Source organism: Herbaspirillum camelliae, from assembly GCF_001929405.1.
Lineage (GTDB): Bacteria > Pseudomonadota > Gammaproteobacteria > Burkholderiales > Burkholderiaceae_D > Herbaspirillum > Herbaspirillum seropedicae.
This window is the reverse complement of sequence record NZ_KV880769.1, coordinates 2,415,795-2,436,261: the sequence shown is the minus strand read 5'-3', so window position 1 is coordinate 2,436,261 and position 20,467 is coordinate 2,415,795. Positions and strand designations below refer to the sequence as shown.

Genomic DNA, 20,467 nt, shown 5'->3' with positions numbered 1-20,467 from the left:
ATCACACTCTCCCCATTGCGAAGCCCTTGGCGATGTGGTTGCGCACGAACCAGATCACCAGGGCGCCCGGAACAATCGTCAGCACACCGGCAGCAGCCAGGATGCCCCAGTCCATCCCCGCCGCCGAAGCGGTGCGGGTCATGATGGCGCTGATGGGCTTGGCGTTGACCGAGGTGAGCGTGCGCGCCAGCAGCAATTCCACCCAGCTGAACATGAAGCAGAAGAAGGCCGTCACGCCCACGCCCGACTTGATCAGCGGCAAGAAGATGCGCAGGAAGAAGCGCGGGAAGGAGAAGCCATCGATATAGGCCGTCTCATCGATCTCGCGCGGCACGCCCGACATGAAGCCTTCCAGGATCCACACCGCCAGCGGCACGTTGAAGAGCATGTGCGCCAGCGCCACCGCGATGTGCGTATCCGACAGCCCGATGGTGGAATAGAGCTGGAAGAACGGCAGCAGGAACACCGCCGGCGGCGTCATGCGGTTGGTCAGCAGCCAGAAGAACATGTGCTTGTCGCCCAGGAAGCGATAGCGCGAGAAGGCATAGGCCGCCGGCAGGGCCACCAGCAGCGACATGACCGTGTTCATGGCCACGTAGATGATGGAGTTGATATAACCCGAATACCACGAGGGATCGGTGAAGATCGTCTTGTAGTTGTTCAGCGTCGGTGCGTTCGGCCAGAGCGTGAAGACCGACAGGGTTTCCTCGTTGGTCTTGAGCGACGTGTTCAGCAGCCAGTACAGCGGCACCAGCGTGAAGGCGATGTAGACCAGCATCACCAGCAGGCGGGTGAGGGTCTTGTCTTGAGTCTTATTCATGTTGGCCACCCGAAGCATTGGCGTTGTTACCGGCGCTCTGCATCCAGTTGTAGAGCACGAAGGACAACAGCAGGATGATGAGGAAGTAGATCAGCGAGAAGGCTGCAGCCGGCCCGAGGTCGAACTGGCCCACGGCTTTCTGCGTGAGGTACTGGCTCAGGAAGGTGGTCGAGTTGCCGGGACCGCCACCGGTGAGCACGAAGGGCTCGGTGTAGATCATGAAGCTGTCCATGAAGCGCAGCAGCACGGCAATCACCAGCACGCCGCGCATCTTGGGCAGCTGGATGAAACGGAATACCGCCCAGCGGCTGGCGCCATCGATCTGTGCCGCCTGGTAGTAGGCGTCGGGAATGGAGCGCAAGCCAGCGAAGGCCAGCAGCGCCACCAGCGGAGTCCAGTGCCACACGTCCATCACCAGCACAGTCAGCCAGGCGTCCAGTGGATTGGAGGCATAGTTGTAGTCGATGCCCAGCAGATTGAGCACATAGCCGCCCAGGCCGATGTCAGCACGCCCGAAGATCTGCCAGATGGTGCCCACCACGTTCCAGGGAATCAGCAGCGGCATGGCCAGGATCACCAGCGTGGCCGAGGACTTCCAGCCCTTGTGCGGCATCGCCAGCGCCAGGCCGATGCCCAGCGGGATCTGCACCAGCAGCACGCAGAAGGAAAAGATCAGCTGGCGCAGCAGCGCCGCATGCAGCTCGCCATCGCGCATGACCTCGCGGAACCAGTCCAGGCCCACGAAGACCTTCTGCTCGGGGCTGATGATGTCCTGCACCGAATAGTTGACCACCGTCATCAGCGGAATGATGGCCGAGAAGGCCACCGTCAGGAAGACCGGGAGGATGAAGAACCAGGCCTTGTTGTTGTAGGGCTTGTTCATGGCTTAGCGTCCTATTCTCTCGTCGTTGCTGAAGTAGATCGTCTCGGGCTTGGCCAGTCGCAGCCATTGACTACCGGTGGCGATCTTCATCTCCGGCGACAGGCGCGCCTTCACGCTCATGCCCTCCAACTGCGCCGTCACCAGCTGGCTGGTGCCCAGGTGCTGGACCTGGGTGATCTCGGCGCTGACGGCGCCCGCCGTGCCCGGCGCGGCCAGTTCAACGAATTCGGGACGGATGCCCAGCTTCAGTTCACCGCTGCTGTTCTTCAGTGCCTGCAATTGCGCAGCCTCGATCTGCAGGCGCTGCTGGCCCAGCAGGACGGCGTCGCCTTCCAGGCGCACCGGGCAGAAGTTCATGCCGGGGCTGCCGATGAAATAACCGACGAAGGTGTGGTCGGGACGCAGGAACAAGGCCTCCGGCTTGCCCTGCTGCACTACCTTGCCCTCGGTCATCACCACCACTTCGTCAGCGAAGGTCAGGGCTTCGACCTGGTCGTGGGTGACGTAGATGAGGGTGAGCTTGAGTTGATGATGGATTTCCTTGAGCTTCTGGCGCAGCTCCCACTTCATGTGCGGATCGATCACCGTCAGCGGTTCATCGAAGAGGATCGCCGCCACGTCCTTGCGCACCAGGCCGCGACCCAGCGAGATCTTTTGCTTGGCGTCGGCCGACAGACCGGCCGCGCGCTGCTTGAGATCGCGGGTGAGGTCGAGCATCTCGGCGATCTCGCGCACGCGGGCCTGCACTTCGCGCTCGGCGATCTTGCGGTTGCGCAGGGGGAAAGCCAGGTTGTCGAACACGCTCATGGTGTCGTAGAGCACCGGGAACTGGAATACCTGCGCGATGTTGCGATCGCGGGTGGCCATGCGGGTCATGTCGCGGCCATCGAAGAGCACCTGCCCTTCCGACGGCTGCAGCAGGCCGGAAATGATGTTGAGCAGCGTGGACTTGCCGCAGCCCGAGGGGCCCAGCAGCGCATAGGCGCCGCCGTCTTCCCACACCATGTTCATGGGCTGCAGGGCGTAGTCCTTGAGGCTGGCCGGATTGCCACTGTAGGCGTGGCCCAGGTTCTTGAATTCGATGCGGGCCATGTCAGCGAGTCTCCATCGGGGCGCTCAACAGGCGACCCTGTGTATCGAACAGGAAAGCCTTGGCAGCGGCGATGCTCACCTGCACCGTGCTGCCGATGGCCACCTCATGCACGCCCGACAGCTGCGCCACCAGCGGGACATCGCCATGGCGCAGATGCAGGTAGGTTTCGGAGCCGGACAGTTCGGCCAGCGTCACACTGCAGCCCAGGCTCACGCCAGGCCCGGTGAGCGCTTCCAGGCGCACGTCATTGCTGCGGATGCCCAGCTTGCAGCTCTGCCCTTCGGAGAGAGCCAGATTGCGGCCGGCGATCTCGAGCACGCTGCCGTCGCTCATGCGGATCGCCGCCACGCCAGGGGCCGAGGCAATGGCCGTGGCTTCCAGCAGGTTCATGGGCGGATCATTGAAGATCGCCGCCACCTGCGTGGAGGCCGGGCTGTTGAACAGTTCCAGGGTCGGCGCGAACTGCAGCAGGCGGCCCTGGTGCATCACTGCAGTGTGTCCGCCCAGCAGCAGCGCTTCCTGCGGCTCGGTGGTGGCGTAGACCACGGTGGTGTCGCCGGTGGCGAAGAGCGAGATCAGTTCGCTGCGCAATTCCTCGCGCAGTTTGTAATCGAGGTTGACCAACGGTTCATCCAGAAGTACCAACGGCGCGCGCTTGATCAGCGCACGCGCCAGCGCGCAACGCTGCTGCTGGCCGCCGGAGAGCTCGCCCGGCAGGCGTTGCAAGAGATGCGCGATGTGCAGCTTGTCGGCGATCTCGTTGACGCGCTTGCTGATTTCTTGCTCGGGCTGCTTCTGCAGGCGCAGGGGCGCGGCGATGTTCTCGAACACCGTCAGGCCCGGATAGTTGATGAATTGCTGGTAGACCATCGCCAGGTTGCGCTCGCGCACGCCCACGCCGGTCACGTCCCGGCCATCGACCAGCACGCGGCCTGCGGTAGGCTTGTCGAGCCCGGCGATGATGCGCATCAGCGAAGTCTTGCCGGCCTGGGTCGGCCCCAGCAAGACATTGATGCCGCCTTTGGCAAGGTTCAGGTCAAGCGGGTACAGGTGCGTTTCGGCACCGACCGTCTTGGCCACTTGTTTCAGTTCCAGGGTCACGCTGTCTCCTCGCTACTTTTTTTAATTGATGGCTTGCGGCGACCTGGGATCAGAGGGAGGCATGATCAGGCAGACTCGCCAACCATGCCTCCAGCCGTCCTCTGTGCTGGGGTCCGCAATGCAGGCCCAGCTTGCTCCTGCGCCACAGGATATCGTCGGCGCTACGCGCCCATTCATGTTGCACCAGGTACCGCGCCTCGGCTTCGTAGAGGCCCGGGCTCAGTTCTTCACCGAGCGCGGCCAGGCTGTCGGCCTGGCCGATGATCTGCTCCACGCGCGAACCATAGCTGCGCGCATAGCGATGGGCAAGCTCGGCAGGCAGCCAGGGATGGCGCGCCTGGAACTTGCGCAGGTAGGCGTCGAAGTCATAGCGCGCCACCATCTTGCCGGGCTGCTCCAGGTCCCCGCCCGGCAGCGGCGCGCCCGCGGTCCACGACTGCGAGGATGCGCCCAGGTGCGGCGCCAGCATGGCCAGCGCTTCCTCGGCCAGCTTGCGGTAGGTGGTGATCTTGCCGCCCCAGACGTTCAACATGGGGGCACCGGCGTCATCGCATTCGAGCAGGTAGTCGCGGGTGATCGCCGAGGCATTCTCGGCGCTGTCGTCCAGCAGCGGACGCACGCCCGAGTAGGTCCAGACCACGTCTTCCTTGCCGATCTGGCGCTTGAAATAGCGGTTGGCCATGTCGCAGAGGTAGTCGATTTCCGCCGCATCGATCTCGACCTTGCCGGCGTCGCCGTGGTATTCGAGGTCAGTGGTGCCGATGAGGGTGAACTCTTCCTGATAGGGGATGGCGAAGATGATGCGCTTGTCCGGGTTCTGGAAGATGTAGGCGTAGGGATGGTCGAACATGCGCTTGACCACGATGTGGCTGCCCTTGATCAGGCGCAGGCTGCGCCCGCTCTTGGCCTGCGGCACGGCTTGCGCAAAGCGCGCGGCCCAGGGACCGGCGGCATTGACGATGGCGCGGGCGCGCACTTCTTCCTGCTGCACGCCGCCCTCGCGCTGGTGTTCCAGCACGGCATGCCAGATATCGCCTTCGCGGCGCGCACTGATGCACTTGGTGCGGGTGAGGATGCGGGCGCCGCGCTCTTGCGCGTCCATCGCATTCAACACCACCAGGCGCGCATCATCGACCCAGCCGTCGGAATAGACAAAGCCCTTGCGGTAATCGCCCTTGAGCGGCTGGCCGGCGTCATGGCGGGCCAGGTTGGCGCCCTCGGAGGGAGGCAGGATTTCGCGCTTGGCGAGGTGATCGTACATGAACAGGCCGGCGCGGATCATCCACGCCGGGCGCTGATTGGCATCATGCGGCATGACAAAGCGCAGCGGCCAGATGATGTGCGGCGCCGAGCGCAGCAGCACTTCACGCTCCTGCAGCGCCTTGCGCACCAGCTTGAATTCATAGTATTCCAGGTAGCGCAAGCCGCCATGGATGAGCTTGGTGCTGGCCGAGGACGTATGCTGGGCCAGGTCGTGCTGTTCACACAGCAGCACGCGCAGGCCACGGCCCGCCGCATCGCGTGCGATGCCGGCGCCATTGATGCCACCGCCTACTACCAAGAGATCGTATTCGAGCGTCATTCGCCTCTTCTCCACTTCGTTCACTGCGCGCAAGCCGGTTTCCCGGAGTTGCCGATGCACCGTAAGATAAGCGACATCCCGAAAGTAAATCAACAATTATTTGTTGTTTTAAGTTCGTTTATGTTTTTTAATGTTCATATTCGATCAGAATAATTATTCATCTATCAACTACCACACCATGCTCAACCCCAGGCAACAAACCCTGCTGGAATGTGTGCGCAAGCACGGCACGATCTCCGTGGAAGAGCTGGCCCAGCAGCTCAACGTCACCACCCAGACGGTACGGCGCGACGTCAAGGCCATGGTCGACGCCAGCCTGCTGGCGCGCTACCACGGCGGCGTGGGGCTGCTGTCCTCGACGGAAAACATTGCCTATCCGCAACGCCAGGTCATGCATGCCGAGGCCAAGCGCCGCATCGGCCGCACCGTGGCCGCGCGCGTGCCGGATGGCTGTTCGCTGATCCTCAACCTGGGCACCACCACCGAAGAGGTGGCGCTGGCCCTGCAGCAGCACAAGAATCTGCATGTGGTGACCAACAACCTGAACGTGGCCAATTCGCTGGCCAGCAACCCGGCGCTGGAGGTGATCATCGCCGGCGGCGTAGTGCGTGCGCGGGACCGTGGCATCGTGGGCGAAGCCACCATCGATTTCATCCGCCAGTTCAAGGTGGACATCGGCATCATCGGCATTTCCAGTATCGAAATGGATGGCGTCCTGCGTGACTTCGATGCACGCGAAGTCAAGGTCGCCCAGACCATCATCGAACAATCCCGCCAGGTCTGGCTGGTGGCCGACGCCAGCAAGTTTGGCCGGCAGGCGCTGGTAAAGATGGCGCACCTGTCCCAGATCGACGTGCTCTTCACCGATGCCCCGCCCCCGCCGGAACTGGCCAAGCTGCTGGCCGAGACGGATGTGGAAGTGGTGATCGCCAAGTGATCCGCCGCAAGTGATCTGCAACCGGAGCAAGATTCTTGTTGCGTTCCAGTTAAGCGGTATGGACAGAGGAAAATCAAGTTTTTGAACAATGGGCGACATGGATCAATCCATGCGCATTCATCGATTGTCGTCATGCCGGGCGCGGAGGATAGTGACATCTGCAGGCAGGCACAACAGGTCGCCAGTGCAGCACAAGGCCGCCGCCCTGCCCTTGCATCCCGTTGATCCCCCCGAGGAGTGCATATGACGCAAATGATGAAAGCGGCCGTCGTCCGCGAATTCGGCAAGCCCCTGTCCATCGAGCAAGTTCCCGTCCCCACGCCTGCGCCGGGACAGATCCTGGTCAAGTTCGAAGCCAGCGGCGTGTGCCATACCGACCTGCACGCAGCGCACGGCGACTGGCCCGTCAAGCCCACGCCCCCCTTCATTCCCGGCCACGAAGGCACCGGCTACGTCGCCGCCCTGGGTGCGGGCGTCAAGCATGTCAAGGAAGGCGACCGCGTCGGCGTGCCCTGGCTGCACACCGCCTGCGGCTGCTGCTCGCCCTGCCGCACCGGCTGGGAAACCCTGTGCGCCGAACAACAGAACACCGGCTATTCCGTCAACGGCAGCTTTGCCGAATACGGCCTGGCCGATCCCAAGTTCGTCGGCCACCTGCCCGCCAGCCTGGACTTCGGCCCCGCCGCCCCGGTGCTGTGCGCCGGCGTGACCGTCTACAAGGGCTTGAAGGAAACCGAGGTGCGTCCCGGTGAATGGGTCGTCATCTCCGGCATTGGCGGCCTGGGCCACATGGCCGTGCAATACGCCAAGGCCATGGGCATGCACGTAGTCGCCGCCGACATCCACGAAGACAAGCTGGCCCTGGCCAAGAAGCTGGGCGCCGACCTCACCGTCGATGGCCGCGACCACAATGCCGTGGCCGAGGTCCAGCGCATCATCGGCGGCGCGCATGGCGCGCTGGTCACAGCAGTCTCGCCCAAGGCGATGGAACAGGCCTTCGGCTTCCTGCGCGCACGCGGCACCATGGCCCTGGTCGGATTGCCGCCGGGCGACATCAGCCTGCCGGTGTTCAACACGGTCTTGAAGCGCATCACCGTGCGCGGCTCCATCGTCGGCACCCGCCAGGATCTGGAAGAATCGCTGGTCTTCGCCGCCGAAGGCAAGGTCGCGGCGCACTTCACCTGGGACAAGCTGGACAACATCAACGCCATCTTTGCGCGGATGGAAGAGGGCAAGATTGATGGGCGGATTGTGCTGGATCTGAAGTAAAACAGCGTCAGGATGTCATGCTTGGATGGCAGTTCATTTTCATGAACTGCCATTCAGTACGCCTACAGCAGCTATCGGCAGTTCGAACCGAATCTGCGCATCAAGCCATGGCACTCAGTACGCATCATCAATTCGCTCAGTGAAGCTCACTTCGCCGATAGAAGCTAAGTGCTATACCGATTCCTCCAAGCGCGCCAGCACATATACGATTGAGCCATAGAAGAGCTCGAGCGGATAAATATCGCATCGAGTGATATCCGCTCGCGGCATAGATATACATGAAGACGATGTCGATTAAAGCCGTTATCACTGCCAGAGCCGTATATTGAGCCAATACAGGACTCTTGGCATCAATGAACTGAGGTAGAAATGCGGAAAAAAACAATAGCCCCTTGGGATTGGACAGCGCTACAAATAACGAGCGTTTGAAAGCCGTTTTTCCGTCTAGAGGGATGGACGTTGAGGCGCGGACATCGATGGCCTGGTCTGTCGACCTCCACAATTTCCAAGCCAAATACAACAGGTAGATTGCCCCGCCCCATTTAACAACCGAGAATAGTTTTTCGGATGCCAGTAATATCCCTCCGAGACCCAAGGCTACGGTACCAATCAACAGCAAATCGGATAGTGCTGCTCCAGCAATACCGAATAGCGCAATTCTCATCCCCCCTTGGGCGCCATTGCTCAAGGCAAGCAGCATAGTCGGTCCTGGAATAATGGTGACCGCCGAAACGGAGATCGCATACAAAACAATAGTTGCCAATTCCATTGGTTACTGCCCTCACTGATCAGCTACACCAGATGGATAGGGATCCGGAATCTCTGCCGAACTTTTCCGATTTTTCCTTAGTCATTTCCTCTCATTCTTTCTGAAATTGAAGATGCAGCTATAGGCATAGCCATCTTCCAAAGATTGCAAGTCAATAGGCTGACCATATCCACCGAAGGTCTCTCCAGCGCTCATCACGGCCCAGTATCTCGAAAACTCCTTTTCCACCTCTTTCACAAGGACATATCCTTCCCCCGCGCGTCCGTTTAAGGACGAAACATCGCCAATAGACTTATGAGCGTACATATCGCGGAAGCCCGGAAATCTCTCCCCGCTATAGGTGCCAAACTCCAACGCGACAATGCGTCCCGCAACACGGGCTAAAAGAACTCTCTGCAGCGCAGATCTGTCAGCTGGATAACCTAGCGCGTGGAATCGATCAGCGGCATAGCATCCCTGGTCGGGTAAGTTCTCGGTAGCAGGATCTCGCCCATCATCCTTTTCCTGATATATCGAAAAACCATGCACCATGATCTTGGATTCAGGAACCGGCCCATCGAAGGCGTTCACATCGACGCGTCCAGTAGCATTCGGATTCAGCATTTCAACGTAGATATTCGCCCGATCCCGCATGCGCTCCGAATAAGCTCGAAAGGTGTAGCCCTCCCAACCCTTGGCATCTATGTTGGTACCAATAACATCATCCGGTTTGGAAGGCGTAAAACTGAAGGCGGCAGAAGACACCAGATCACTACAACGCCGGGGCGCCGCCGCAGCGTCAAGAATCTCCTTCAATTGCCGCGTGGTTCCACGCGTACTTCTGAAGATCGGCTCAGGGAAGGTAATGTCTTTCTTAACAAAAATCTCTGTGGACAACTTGCGACAGTATTTTTGCTGCGCAGGCCAATTGATGTCCCAATTAAATGCAGTCGCACTTTTTGCCACTCTGATATTGCGCACGCCGGCGATGTGTTCGAAGAACTCTTTTCGCCTGTTCAGTATCAGCGCTTCATCAGCGTTCTCACGGGACTCATCCACAGCGTACTTGTTTGTCCCGAATTTTTCTGCATCCTTGGATTGAACCTCAGGTGCCCGCCTTCCTTCTTCGTCTGCCGAACTTGATATGGCTTGGACAGGAATAATCATGCCCACTAGCACAAGAATGTTTACCAAACGTTTTCTCATTTCCCCTCCATATAACGAACCAATTCGAGAAGCCATTTGATGGCACCAGATCGCACCGTGCGTCATCCCACTGACGATCAAACAGGCTCCAATGGGGAGAAGGGATAATCACGCATTTCACAGAGACGGTGAGCACATCCCATCCCTAAATTCAATTTCGATGGATCTTTTAAAAATCATTTGAAGACGCCATCGTCGTAGTTCTAGGCGCGAATATGGCTCGATCTCCCAGCTCTCTATATGCGGCGAAGGAGGCTTCCGTTATTGCGACCAAAGCACGTCATCACTGAGAAATGAGAACACAGGATGAAGTTAGGAAAGCGAAGCAATGTGCCAATCCCGATCGTCTTATTTTCTTTCCTATCAAGATAGACCATTGGACGGCTCCCCTCGCTCTTCTCCAAAAATTGGGTAAGGTCAACGGAGCACCTTTCCGATTTTTCCTTAGTCATTTTCTCTCGCTCTTTCTAAAATTGAAGATGCAGCTATAGGCATAACCATCTTCCATAGATTGCAAATCAATTGGCTGCTCATACCCACCGAAGGTCTCCCCGGCACTAATCACAGACCAGTATCTCGAGAACTCTTTCTCCACCTCCTTTACCAATACGTACCCTTCCCCCGCTCGCCCGTTCAAGGACGAAACGTCGCCGATACTCTTATGGATATTCATGTCATGGAAGCCCGGAAATCTCTCACGGCTATAGGTGCCAAACTCCAATGCCATCATCCTCCCTCCGACCCGAGCCAGAAGGACTTTCTGCAATACAGATCTATCCGATGGATAACCTAGCGCTTCGAAAGGATCATCGCCATAACATCCTCGTGCAGGTGATCTCTCGGAAGCCGGATTCCCTCCATCATTCTTGTCCTGATATATCGAAAAGCCATTCACCCTGATCTTCGAATCCGGAACTGGACCATCGACACCATGTGGATCAATCTGATCTGTGGCATCAGGCTTCAAGAGTTCAACATAGATATTTGCGCGATCCCGCATCCTCTCGGAATAAACACGGAAGGTATAGCCATCCCAGCCCCTGGTGTTTATATTGGTTCCAATCACCACGTCAGGAGCCGATGGTGAAAAACTATAGGCGGCCCATGACACCAGATTGCCGCAACGCCGAGGCGCCACCGCAGCGTCAAGAATCTCCTTCAATTGTCGCGTGGTTCCACGCGTGCTTCTGAAGATCGGCTCAGGGAAGGTAATGTCTTTCTTCGCAAAAATCTCTGCGGACAACTTGCGACAGTATTTTTGCTGCGCAGGCCAATTGATGTCCCAATTAAATGCAGTCGCACTTTTTGCCACCCTGATATTCCTCGCGCCGGCGATGTGTTCGAAGAACTCTTTTCGCCTGTTCAATATCAGCGCTTCATCAGCGTTCTCCCGGGACTCATCCACCGCGTACTTGTTGGTCCCGATTTTTTCTTCATCCTCGGATTGAACCTCTGGTGTCCGCATTCCTTCTTCGTCTGCCGAACTTGATATGGCTTGGACAGGAATAATCATGCCCACTAGCACAAGAATGTTTACCAAACGTTTTCTCATTTCCTCTCCACGTAGCAAGCCAATTCACAAAGCCATTTGATGGCACCAGACTGCACCGTCTGTCATCCCACCGATGATCTGTCAGGCTTCAAGGCGGGAGGGAAGATGATCCGACATTTCAAAGACGCGTTGGACACCTTCCGTCTCTGAAATCAAATTCCAAAGGATTTTTTAAAAACATTTGAAGGCGCCATCGTCGCAGTTCGAGGCGCGCGAATAAGCGGCGATTTTCAACTTCTCTTTATGCGACGAAGCAGACTCCGCCATTGCGACTAAAGCACGTAGTCACTGAGGAATGAGAACACCGGATGAAGTTGGGGAAGCGAACAGAGATTCTCGCTGAAAGAGACCTGCTGCTTGTGCGCCATGCCATAACGCACTGGTTACTAGTGGCAATGAAAATCCTGCGCTGAAAACTGACTCGCAAATGCCGCAAGTTTGAAGTGCTCCCATACGCCAAGACCGGAACCGATGCATGCTATCGTTTCAGCTTTGCTTTGGGTGGAGAGATGTGGTGCGATTCACCCTCATCCGCTGGCATTGGTGAGTTCGCTGACACATCATTACGGGCGCTACCTCGTTCGGAATCGTCCGACATCTTCAACGAATCGTGCTGACTTTTCTTGCGCTGAGAATCAAGTACCGCGTTGTAGTCAACCGTCTGTTGATCGACAAAATCGGTTGCGCGTCTCATCTTTTTGGGCAGATCAATCTTAATTTGCGCTTGAATTCGTGTTCCGTCGCTGTTCTCCTTAATGGAGAAAGCAACTATCTCAGCAGCGTCTTGGTGAGCAGGCACCTTTCCTAAACTCCGGAATCCCACGAACATCTGATTTCCCTCGGAATCTGCGCCCAAGATGCCAGTGGCGTCGCCTCGTTTTACCAGAGGCTTACCGGTGAACATCGCCATTTCTTCGATAGTTCGTTTATAGTGCCCGGTATTGCCTTCACCACCACGACCCGCACTGAAGAATTCAGCGATCCTATCAAGGTCAGCACTCTTTAGCGCGGTCCAGAAATCATCTTTAGGCGTAGCATTGTAGATTCTCGAAAAGACAGCAATTCTCTGCCTGTCTGGGAACGAGAATTCCTTCTCCGGAGCAGAAAGGAATTTCTCTATTTTCTTAACCCTATCCTCATATTGGGGTGAAGCCACTTCCATCACCCTCAATGCCGCCGACTTTGGCAAGAGCTTTGAAACATCGGTTTCCACAACTTCGCCCTGGCTGTCCTGCTGCCTTAATTTCAGTAGGGTCCGGTTCCCTCCTTCTTTTCCCATCAAAAACAGCTTTTCCAGCTCTTTTTCATCTCCCTTCGTTTTGACAATCGCAGTCATTACCTTCTTGAACAGCTCCGGATCAGAAGATTCCTTTGCAACAATATCGACCGCTTTCTCCTGAACAAGCCCTTTCTTATAAAGCAATGTGCCGATCCCGATCGTCGGATGTCCATTCCTATCAAGATAGACCATTGGACGATTCCCCTCGCTCTTCTCCAAAAATTTAGTGAGGTCAGCGGAGTAATTCTCCGATTTATCCTTAGTCATTTCTTCTCATCCTTTCTGAAATTGAAGATGCAGCTATAGGCATAGCCATCTTCCATCGATTGCAAATCAATTGGCTGTGCGTACCCACCGAAGGTCTCTCCAGCACTGGTCACGGACCAGTATCTCGAGAACTCTTTCTCCACCTCCTTTACCAATACGTACCCTTCCCCCGCTCGCCCGTTCAAGGACGAAACGTCGCCGATACTCTTGTGGATATTCATGTCGTGGAAGCCCGAAAATCTCTCACGGCTATAGGTGCCAAACTCCAATGCCATCATCCTCCCTCCGACCCGAGCCAGAAGGACTTTCTGCAATACAGATCTATCCGATGGATAACCTAGCGCTTCGAAAGGATCCTCGTCGTAACACGGTCCTGCGGGCGAACTTTCGGAAGCCAGTCTTCCGGCCTCATTCTTTTCTGGATATATGGAAAATCCATTCACCCTGATCTTCGAATCCGGAACTGGACCATCGACACCATGGGGATCAATCTGATCTGTAGCACCGGGCTTCAGCAGTTCAACATAGATATTTGTACGATTCCGGATGCGCTCCGAATACACACGGAAGGTATAGCCATCCCAACCCTTGGTATCTATGTTGGTACCAATCACATCATCCGGTTTGGAAGGCGTAAAACTGAAGGCGGCAGAAGACACCAGATCACGACAACGCCGGGGCGCCACCGCAGCGTCAAGAATTTCCTTCAATTGCCGCGTGGTTCCACGCGTGCTCCTGAAGATCGGCTCAGGGAAGGTAATGTCTTTCTTCACAAAAATCTCTGCGGACAACTTGCGACAGTATTTTTGCTGCGCAGGCCAATTGATGTCCCAATTAAATGCAGTCGCACTTTTGGCCACCCTGATATTGCGCACGCCAGCGATGTGTTCAAAGAATTCTTTTCGCCTGTTCAGTATCAGCGCTTCATCAGCGTTCTCCCGGGACTCATCCACCGCGTACTTGTTGGTCCCGATTTTTTCTGCATCCTTGGATTGAACCTCTGGTATCCGTCTTCCGTCTTCGTGTACCGCACTTGATATGGCTTGGACAGGAATAGCCATACCCGCTAGCACAAGAATTTTTATCAAACGTTTTCTCATTTCCTCTCCGCATAACGAACCAATTCACGAACCACTTGATGGCACCAGATTGCACCGTCTGTCATCCCAGCGATGATCTGTCAGGCTTCGAGGCGGGAGGGAAGATGATCTGACATTTCAAAGACGTGTTGGACACCGTCCGTCTCTGAAATCAAATTCCAATGGATTTGTTAAAGAAATTTGAAGGCGCCATCGTCACACTTCTAGGCGCGCGAATATGGTTCGATTTCCCGCCCCGCTATATGCGACGCGGCAGGCTTGCGCCATTGCGGCTAAAGCACGTGCTCGTGGATGAATCAGGAAACCGGATGAATTGGGAGAAACGAGGGAGCGAACGGAGATTTCTGCTGGAAATCCGAAGCAACGGATATCTGAAATCTGAAGACGAAAAAAAATGGCGGCCCTTGATAGGACCGCCATTTTCATTTGCTACCTCATGCCTACCAATACCCCAACCCCTTCCACCACACCATCCCCACCGTCGCAAACACCAGCAGTTCCACCACCGCCATCACAAAGCCCACGCCCCACCACTTGCCCATGGAGACATAGCCGCTGCCGAAGATGATGGGCGAGGTGCCGGTGGCGTAATGGGTCAGCGTCATCATCACACCCGAACCCGCGGTCATCATCAGCATGAAGGGGACCACGTACTGCGGCGGCAGCAATTGCGCACCGACGGTCAGGAAGGCCAGCATCATCGCGCTGATGTGCGCGGTGGTGCTGGCAAAGAAGTAGTGCGACAGCACGAACACCAGCAGCAGCACGGCGGCCACGGCGATCCAGCCCATGCCGCTGGCGACGATGGCGGCCTTCATGCCCTCCGAGAACCAGGCCACCACGCCGGTCTTGTTCAACTGCTCGGCCAGCATCACCAGCGCGCCAAACCAGACCAGGGTGTCCCACGCGCTCTTCTCGGAGAGCACGTCATCCCAGTCGATGGTGCCGGTAATGATGAGCACGAACAAGCCCACGAACGCTACCACCGTGGGATCAAGCGTAAAGGCCGCACCCAGCAGCATGGCCGGGACGTTGGCCCACAACAGCAGCAACAGGGCGAAGGTGCCCAGCATGACCTTTTCGCTGGCGCCGAGCTTGCCCATCTTGTCCAGCTCGCTGCGGGCGTAATCGACGGCGTTGGGCGTGGACTTCAATTCCGGCGGCGAGAGCAGGTAGATCACCATCGGCATGATCAGCAGGCACACCAGGCCGGGCAACAGCATGCACAGCGCCCAGGTGGTCCAGGTCAGCTGCAGCGCATGGCCGGTGGCCTTGGCGACGTAGTTGACCACCAGCGGATTGGGCGCGGTGGCGGTGAGGAACATGGCCGAGGTGATCGGATTGGCGTGGTAGTTGACCAGCGCCAGATAGCTGCCGACCTTGTTCTGCGTCCCCTTGGCGGGATCGGAATCGAAGGCGTTGGCGATCGACTTCATGATGGGGTGGACGATGCCGCCGCCGCGCGCGGTATTGCTGGGCGTGAAGGGCGCCAGCACCAGTTCGCAGATGGCCAGCCCGTAACCGATGCCGATGGTGCGCTTGCCCAGCAGCGCAATGAACATCAGTCCCACGCGACGGCCCAGCCCGGTCTTCTTCAATCCGCGCGAAATCAGGATGGCCACCACGATGAGCCAGATCAGCGGATTGGAAAAACTGGCCAGTGCATCGGTGATCGCTCCCTTGGAAGAAGTCGAGGTGACCTGCGACAGCGAGACGATGACGATGGCCATCATCGCCATCACGCCGATGGGCATGACCTTGAGGATGATGGCGACGATGGTGGTGAGGAAGATCGCCACCAGCGCCCAGGCCTTGGGCTCCAGGCCGGTCGGACAGGGCGTGAGCAAGAGCACGATCAGGACCGCGGTGGCGATCAGCGCCGGGACCAGCTTGAAGGGAACGGCATCGTTGAAATACTTGAAGGCGGCTTTGAGTTGGGCAAGCATGAGGGCATCCTGGATGACTAAACACAAGATGGCCGCACAACCTGTTGCCGTACGGCCATCTTTCGCCAGTATAGTCAGGGCCCCGCTCGTGCTGGCGGACAGACTTAGGATGATTTGATCTGCGCCAGTGTTTGGCCAACTTAAAGCGCCAAGGCGGCGTCACGCCACCACTCTTACGCAGCGGCTTGCAACACCCTGCCCTCGCCAAAATAGAAGGACTGGATATCGGCGCGCTCGCGCAACGCCGGCGCCTGGTCGCTCAGCACACTGCGTCCATGCTCCAGCACCGTGGCGCGATGCGCATATTGCAGCGCCACCGCCGAGTTCTGCTCGGCCACCAGCAGGGCCACGCCTTCTTCGCGGTTGAGTCGGCTCAGTTGCGCAAAGATGTCCGCCACTACCTTCGGCGCCAAGCCCATCGAGGGTTCATCGAGCACCAGCAGGCGCGGCCGCGAGATCAGCGCCCGTCCAATGGCCAGCATCTGCTGCTCGCCGCCGGAGCACAGCCCGGCCAGGCTGCGGCGCCGTTGATGCAGTTGGGGGAAGAAGGCATAGATGCGCTCCAGCGCCGCGCGCAGCACGGCGCGCCGGGTGAAGTGCGCGGGCCAGCCGGTCAGCAGGTTCTCTTCCACCGTCAGCGAGGCAAAGCAATGCCGCCCCTCCAGCACCTGCGCCAATCCCTGCCGTACCAGCTCGGCGGGACTGCTGCGGGCCACCTCGCGGCCCTCGTAGAGGATGCGGCCGGCGCGCACCTGTCCGCGCTGCGCCGCCAGCAGATTGGAGACTGCCTTGAGCGTGGTCGACTTGCCCGCGCCATTGGCGCCCAGCAGCGCGTGGATCTCGCCGGCCTGCACCTCCAGGCTGACTTCCTCCAAGGCCAGCAGCGCGCCCTGGTAGCGCACCTCGATGGCTTCGATCTGCAACAGCGGCGCGCTCATCTCAGCTCCATGCGTGGAAGGGAGGCTTGACGCCATTGAGGTAGTAATTGCCGACGATGGCGTATTTCCAGCGCACCGGATCATGCAGGGTATGGGTGCGCGCATTGCGCCAATGACGGTCCAGGTTGTACTGGCCCAGGGTGGAGCGCGTCCCGGCCAATTCAAAGAGCTTGTTGGTGGCATGGATGGCGATCTCGGTGGAAAGCACCTTGGCTTCGGCCGTCAGGATCTGCGCACGCGCCACGCTGTCGGCGTCAGTCGCGGCGACTGCCGCATCGATGGCCCGGCCCGCACGCTCCAGCAGCGCTTCGCTGGCGTGCAGGCGGATCTGCAGGTCACCCACGGCCTGGATGGAATAGGGATCTTCCCAGGCATGGTCACGCTGGCTGTCGATCCACGGGCGCGACTTGGTGCGCACGAAGTCCTGGGTATCGGCAATGGCGGCGCGGGCGATGCCCACGTCCACCGCCGCTTGGATGATCTGGAAGATGGCCCCGTCGGCGGAGGGTTCCAGATACCCCTTGTAGGCCGGGATCAGATGCGTCTTGGGCACCTTCACCTGGTCGATGATGACGGTGCCGCTGAGGGTGGTGCGCTGGCCGAAGGCTGACCAGTCGTCGATCACGGTCAGGCCCGGCGCATTGCGCTCGGCCACCACGTACCAGGTGCGGTTCTCTTCATCGTTGGCGACGATGGGCACGTAATGCGCCAGCAGCGCGCCGGTGGAATAGAACTTCTTGCCGGTCACGATGACGTGGTCGCCGGCATCGACGAAGCGCGTCTCGAAGTCCGCTGCACGCTTGGAGCCTGACTCGGAAAACGCATTGCCCCAGCGCACGCCACGCAGGAAATCGGCAAAGAAACGTCGCTGCTGCTGCGGATCGGACACGGTGCGCACCGCCGCCACGAAGCCCAGGTGGTTCTGCGTGATCTGGCCCAGCGACGGATCGGCAGCGGAAATGATGGCGATCACCTCGGCCAGCGTGGCATAGGAGACTTCGGCCCCGCCGAAGGCACGCGGCACGTTGATGGCCCACAGGCCGCTTTGCGAATAGGCTTCGATCTCTTCCACCGGCCAGCGGCGCAGTTGGTCGCGTTCAGACGCGCCCTGCGCCAGGCGCTTGGCCAGCGCATGGGCCACGGCGATGGCTTCGGCGTCGTCACGGATCACGTGGGCCGGCTGGGAGGCGCGCGGCAGGCCGGGGACCGGGCCGGTGGCGGGAGAAGTGGAATGCAGGGAAGGAGCGAGCACAGCGGACATGATCAAGCCTTTCGAAAAAGTGGAGGGTTGTTGAAGCGGCAAAGGCATCAGTCATCGATGCTCTTGCGCACCTTGATGTTCTTTTCCTTGGCATAGGCCAGGGCGGACTTTTCGATGATGGGACGCAGCAGCTTCCAGTCCGGGGCGATCCAGTCCGAGACCACGTTCCACTGCTTGCCGTCCCATTGCTGGAAGGCCACCAGGCCATCGCCTTCGTGGTTGTCCCAGGTCACGTGGATGGAATGGAACAGGCCCTTGGCGCCCAGCGCTGCGGTGCGCGCCTGATCGATATTGAGGTTTTCCAGGCCCCAGCGGATTTCATCACCGGTCAACGTGCGCTTGCCGAATTTGGCCTGGGCGATGCGGATCGCTTCCACATTGAGAATGCCGTTGAGCACGCCCAGGTTGTGATAGACGCTGCCGATACGCTTGGGGTCCTGCAGATTGCCCTTGCCGGCGCCATAGACGGTCTTCTGGATCTCCTGCAGCACCGGATACTGCGCGCCCGCCGCCACGGTGGTGATGGCCACATAGCCCTTGGCGGCGTCCCCTGCCGGAATCACGTCTTCTTCCGAATTGGACCAGACGTTGCCGATGATGCGATCGGCCGGGAAGCCCGACTTCTGCGCCGTCTTCAAGGCCACCGGATTCATCACGCCCCAGCCACGCAGCACCACGTAATCCGGCTTGGTGCGGCGGATGGCCAGCCATTGCGCCTGCTGGTCATTGCCGGGATGCGGCACTTCGATCTGTTGCAGCGAGAAGCCGTATTTCTCCGACAGCAGCTTGTAGATGGGGATGGTTTCCTTGCCATAGGGCGAACCGTGATAGAGCACCACGATCTTCTTGCCCTTGAGCTTGTCGGTCCCGCCTTCCTTGCTGGCGATGTAGTTGACGATGCCCGAGGTCTCGCTGTAGGGATTGAGCAGCAGCGGGAAGATGTACTTGAACACGCGGCCATCGGTGGTATCGGTGCGGCCATGGTTGATGGTCAGCAGCGGCACCTTGTCGGCGGTCACGCGGTCCAGCAGGGCGTAGGCGATGCCCACCGAGAGCGGATTCCAGGTGGCGATGTTGGGACGCTGCTTGAGGCGCTCGTAGACTTCCACGCCGCGCTCCACTTCGTACTGGGTCTCGCCCTCTTCCCAGGTCAGCTTGACGCCGCCCACGCCGCCATCGCGCAGGTTGACCAGGTTCAGGTAATCGATGAAGCCGCCGAAGAAGCCGGTCCCGCCGGCGGCATAGGGGCCGACGCGGTAGCTCTGCAGGGGAAAGAACTGTTCATCGGCGCGCGCCTGTTGCAGGCCAGCCGTCAGAAGGACTGTGGTGAGGGTAATCGCTTTTAGTATTTTTGAGTGCAGCATGGTGACGTAACTTCTCCGTGGTGAGAGTAAAGAGTGAAGAGTGAGGTGGAAGCAAGAGCAAACGATATAAATAATTATCAAGAAATCCAAATACGCCGGCGCGCACGCTGCCATAGCGCAGCCAGTCCCTGCGGTTCGACGATGAGGAAGAAGATGATCAGTGCGCCCAGCACGATGCGCTGGCTCATCTCCAGCACGCCCGAATCAAACCACTGCCCCAGCAGCAGGCTGCCCAGGCGCGACAGCAGCAGCGGAAACACCACGATCAGCGCCGCGCCGAAGAAGGCCCCGCGTATCGTGGCCAGGCCGCCGATGATGACGATGAAGAGGATCTGCAGAGAGCGGTCCAGATTGAAGCCCGCCGGCTCCACCGTGCGCAGGTAGACGAAGCCCCACAGCACCCCGGCCACGCCGATGACGAAGGATGAGATGGCAAAGGCCAGCAGCTTGGTGCGCAGCACCGGCACGCCGATCACGCGGGCGGCCTGCTCGTTGTCGCGCACGGCGATGAAGTGATGGCCGGTCTGGCTCTGCACCAGCCGCCAGCACAGCAAGGTCAGCACAGTGACGATGGCCAGCGCGAACAGGTAGCGCCCGGCCGGCGTATCGAAAGCGAGGCCGCCCACCACCAGCGGCGGGGCATCGATCACGCCGGAGGGATTGTCATTGCTGAACCAGCTGAACTTGACCAGCACCCACTGCACGAAGAACTGCGCCGCCAGCGTCGAGACGGCCAGGTAGAAGCCGCGCAGGCGCAAGCTGGGCAAGCCGAACACCAGTCCGATGGTGGTGGCAGCCAGTCCTGCCAGGACGATGGAGACCAGCAGCGGCAGGCCGTCCACGCGCAGGTTGAGGTTGTAGGCGGCGAAGGCGCCCACGGCCATGAAGGCGGCGCTGCCCAGCGAGAGCTGGCCGGCATAACCGGTCAACAGGTTCAGCCCGACCGCCGCCAGCGAGAGCGCCAGGAAGGGAATCAACAAGGCGTCGATGAGGTAGGCCGATGCCGCCCACGGCACCACACCGTAGGCCGCCACCAGCAACAATAGCCAGGGCCATGCATCGCGCAGCAATGCGCCACGCACGCTGAACCTGCGGGAAGAGAAAGCAAGAGAGATCGTCAT

Annotated in this window: 17 protein-coding genes; 2 read left to right on the top strand and 15 right to left on the bottom strand. The window is 58.9% G+C overall.

Annotated elements, in window-relative coordinates; translation table 11 throughout:
* Position 1: 1 nt before the first annotated feature.
* The 5 genes from BGK68_RS10860 to glpD are packed head-to-tail and all read right to left on the bottom strand — an operon-like array spanning position 2 to position 5,479.
* Entirely contained in the window at positions 2–820 is an 819-nt protein-coding gene (locus tag BGK68_RS10860) for a carbohydrate ABC transporter permease (RefSeq protein WP_075259781.1), read from the bottom strand.
* A complete protein-coding gene (locus BGK68_RS10855) occupies positions 813–1,703 on the bottom strand; it encodes a carbohydrate ABC transporter permease (RefSeq protein WP_075257111.1) in 891 nt (296 codons plus the stop codon). Before BGK68_RS10855 ends, BGK68_RS10860 begins: the two co-directional genes overlap by 8 nt.
* A gap of 3 nt (positions 1,704–1,706) precedes the next feature.
* Positions 1,707–2,795, bottom strand: coding sequence for an ABC transporter ATP-binding protein (locus tag BGK68_RS10850; protein WP_075257110.1), 1,089 nt, complete (start codon positions 2,793–2,795; stop codon positions 1,707–1,709).
* 1 nt (position 2,796) lies between these two features.
* Positions 2,797–3,897, bottom strand: coding sequence for an ABC transporter ATP-binding protein (locus tag BGK68_RS10845; protein ID WP_075257109.1), 1,101 nt, complete (start codon positions 3,895–3,897; stop codon positions 2,797–2,799).
* A gap of 49 nt (positions 3,898–3,946) precedes the next feature.
* Positions 3,947–5,479, bottom strand: a complete 1,533-nt coding sequence (glpD, locus tag BGK68_RS10840; protein WP_075257108.1) for a glycerol-3-phosphate dehydrogenase — start codon at positions 5,477–5,479, stop codon at positions 3,947–3,949.
* Between the two features lie 178 nt (positions 5,480–5,657).
* Between glpD and BGK68_RS10835 the strand changes: the two genes are divergently transcribed.
* Both BGK68_RS10835 and adhP read left to right on the top strand, forming a co-directional pair.
* The gene (locus tag BGK68_RS10835; RefSeq protein ID WP_041311549.1) at positions 5,658–6,416 is read left to right on the top strand and encodes a DeoR/GlpR family DNA-binding transcription regulator; all 759 of its coding nucleotides are present in this window, start codon (positions 5,658–5,660) and stop codon (positions 6,414–6,416) included.
* A gap of 243 nt (positions 6,417–6,659) precedes the next feature.
* Positions 6,660–7,685 (top strand): alcohol dehydrogenase AdhP, encoded by a 1,026-nt coding sequence (gene adhP, locus BGK68_RS10830; RefSeq protein WP_075257107.1) that lies wholly within the window; start codon positions 6,660–6,662, stop codon positions 7,683–7,685.
* 136 nt (positions 7,686–7,821) lie between these two features.
* Here the strand turns inward: adhP and BGK68_RS10825 are convergent, their stop codons facing one another.
* From BGK68_RS10825 to BGK68_RS10780, 10 genes are all read right to left on the bottom strand, one after another.
* On the bottom strand, positions 7,822–8,454 hold the full coding sequence (locus tag BGK68_RS10825; protein ID WP_075257106.1) for a LysE family translocator: 633 nt from the start codon (positions 8,452–8,454) through the stop codon (positions 7,822–7,824).
* A gap of 81 nt (positions 8,455–8,535) precedes the next feature.
* A complete protein-coding gene (locus BGK68_RS10820) occupies positions 8,536–9,639 on the bottom strand; it encodes a hypothetical protein (RefSeq protein WP_143433020.1) in 1,104 nt (367 codons plus the stop codon).
* Positions 9,640–10,087: 448 nt separating this feature from the next.
* Positions 10,088–11,191, bottom strand: a complete 1,104-nt coding sequence (locus tag BGK68_RS10815) for a hypothetical protein (RefSeq protein WP_075257104.1) — start codon at positions 11,189–11,191, stop codon at positions 10,088–10,090.
* A 478-nt stretch (positions 11,192–11,669) separates the two neighbouring features.
* Positions 11,670–12,737 carry a hypothetical protein gene (locus tag BGK68_RS10810; protein WP_075257103.1) on the bottom strand — a complete coding sequence of 356 codons (1,068 nt, stop codon included), beginning with the start codon at positions 12,735–12,737 and terminating at the stop codon, positions 11,670–11,672.
* Positions 12,734–13,837 carry a hypothetical protein gene (locus tag BGK68_RS10805; protein ID WP_075257102.1) on the bottom strand — a complete coding sequence of 368 codons (1,104 nt, stop codon included), beginning with the start codon at positions 13,835–13,837 and terminating at the stop codon, positions 12,734–12,736. Before BGK68_RS10805 ends, BGK68_RS10810 begins: the two co-directional genes overlap by 4 nt.
* 440 nt (positions 13,838–14,277) lie before the next feature.
* Positions 14,278–15,783: a DASS family sodium-coupled anion symporter gene (locus tag BGK68_RS10800; RefSeq protein ID WP_069373158.1), complete on the bottom strand. Its 1,506-nt coding sequence runs from the start codon at positions 15,781–15,783 to the stop codon at positions 14,278–14,280.
* A gap of 173 nt (positions 15,784–15,956) precedes the next feature.
* The gene (locus tag BGK68_RS10795) at positions 15,957–16,721 is read right to left on the bottom strand and encodes an ABC transporter ATP-binding protein (RefSeq protein ID WP_075257101.1); all 765 of its coding nucleotides are present in this window, start codon (positions 16,719–16,721) and stop codon (positions 15,957–15,959) included.
* A 1-nt stretch (position 16,722) separates the two neighbouring features.
* On the bottom strand, positions 16,723–17,982 hold the full coding sequence (locus BGK68_RS10790; RefSeq protein ID WP_075259780.1) for an SfnB family sulfur acquisition oxidoreductase: 1,260 nt from the start codon (positions 17,980–17,982) through the stop codon (positions 16,723–16,725).
* A gap of 47 nt (positions 17,983–18,029) precedes the next feature.
* Positions 18,030–19,346, bottom strand: coding sequence for an ABC transporter substrate-binding protein (locus tag BGK68_RS10785; RefSeq protein ID WP_075257100.1), 1,317 nt, complete (start codon positions 19,344–19,346; stop codon positions 18,030–18,032).
* Between the two features lie 77 nt (positions 19,347–19,423).
* Positions 19,424–20,467 (bottom strand): branched-chain amino acid ABC transporter permease, encoded by a 1,044-nt coding sequence (locus BGK68_RS10780; RefSeq protein WP_075257099.1) that lies wholly within the window; start codon positions 20,465–20,467, stop codon positions 19,424–19,426.